The 1,341-nt window shown below is 52.3% G+C and carries 2 protein-coding genes; both read right to left on the bottom strand.

Annotated features, from left to right (window positions below; all coding sequences use genetic code 11):
* Positions 1-17 precede the first annotated feature (17 nt).
* On the bottom strand, positions 18-698 hold the full coding sequence (gene radC, locus P378_RS17370; RefSeq protein ID WP_099084090.1) for a RadC family protein: 681 nt from the start codon (positions 696-698) through the stop codon (positions 18-20).
* Complete coding sequence (locus tag P378_RS17375) at positions 695-1,270, bottom strand: Maf family protein (protein ID WP_099083431.1); 576 nt, start codon at positions 1,268-1,270, stop codon at positions 695-697. The genes radC and P378_RS17375 overlap by 4 nt, the downstream gene beginning before the upstream one ends.
* Positions 1,271-1,341: the final 71 nt, after the last annotated feature.

The raw sequence follows: 1,341 nt of genomic DNA on the forward strand, positions 1-1,341 counted from the left end.
GTCCTCCTTAGGTTTGGTTAAATAAGTCCTTTTGATTTTAAGCTGGTGAATCTATTATCTCCAATTACGATGTGGTCCAGGACATCGATTCCGATAATTTCTCCCGCTTCGACCAATCTTTTGGTGAGGGAGATATCCTCTGCTTGGCGTGGGGTCCCGCTGGGATGATTATGTACCAAAATAACGGAGGCTGCACTCCGGCGAATGGCGATTTTAAAAAGCTCCCTGGGATGTACCATGGAAGAATTCAGGGTGCCGATGGAAATGGTCTCCCTGGCCAGCACCTGGTTTTTGGTATTGAGAAGCAGGGCCTGAAAATATTCCCGGTCCCTGTCCCTTAAGTCCTCCATCACCAGAGCACATACATCCTCGGGACAACGGATCACCGGTCGCTCTTCCGCAGGCAAAGCAGCCAGCCGTTTGCCCAGTTCAAGGGCCGCCTTTACCTGCACGGCCTTTGCCGGACCAACCCCTTTTAGTTCGCTCAGTTCCTCTATGGTGGCTTGGGCCAGTGCCCGCAAGTCCCTAAACCGGCCCAATAATTCAGCCGCCAATTCCATGGCAGAAGCCCTGGCTGTACCGGTCCGCAGCATAATGGCTAGTAAATCAATATCGGAAAGGTTTGCCGCCCCTTCTTTAAGCATACGCTCTCTGGGGCGCTGTTCCGGTGGTAGTTCGCGCATTACGGGATAAGTCATACAATTTCGACTCCAAACATTCTTAAAGCATCTGCCAGTTTGGCAACCGGCAGGCCAACCACATTGAAATAACAGCCCCGAATGCTGTCAATAAAGATCGAGGCTTTTCCCTGCACAGCGTATGCGCCGGCTTTGCCCATCGGCTCACCGGTATCCACATAGCGCTGGATTTGTTCTGACGACAGAGGCTTAAACCGTACAGCGGTGGCCTGGTGGGTCACCACCGATTGACCGGTGGCGGCGTCAATGACTGCCAGACCCGTGAACACCTCGTGGCTTCTGCCCTGCAGGCTTTTCAGCATCTGCACGGCTTCCTCACGGTCTGCGGGTTTTCCCAGGGGTTTTCCTCCCAGTACCACAAGGGTATCGGCACCGATAACCAGCCCTTTGGTGCTTTGTGCAGCCACCACCGAAGCCTTTCGTTCCGCTAGTTTCTCCACTTGCTGGGCCGCAGGCATATTTTCATCCAGTGTCTCGTCCACTTCACTGACTTTTACCTCAAATTCCAGCCCCAGGTTGGCAAGAAGTTCCTGGCGCCTGGGAGATGCCGATGCGAGGATAATAGGACGCACAAGTGAAACCCCCTGTGAAATTTAACAAATCTTATAATTTTCGATAGGCTAAAAATCCTAATAATATTCCC

The organism is Desulforamulus profundi (assembly GCF_002607855.1).

Coding starts and splice junctions, on each gene's coding strand:
- radC (WP_099084090.1), bottom strand. CDS start 698: ATGACTTATCCCGTAATGCGCGAACTACCACCGGAACAGCGCCCCAGA.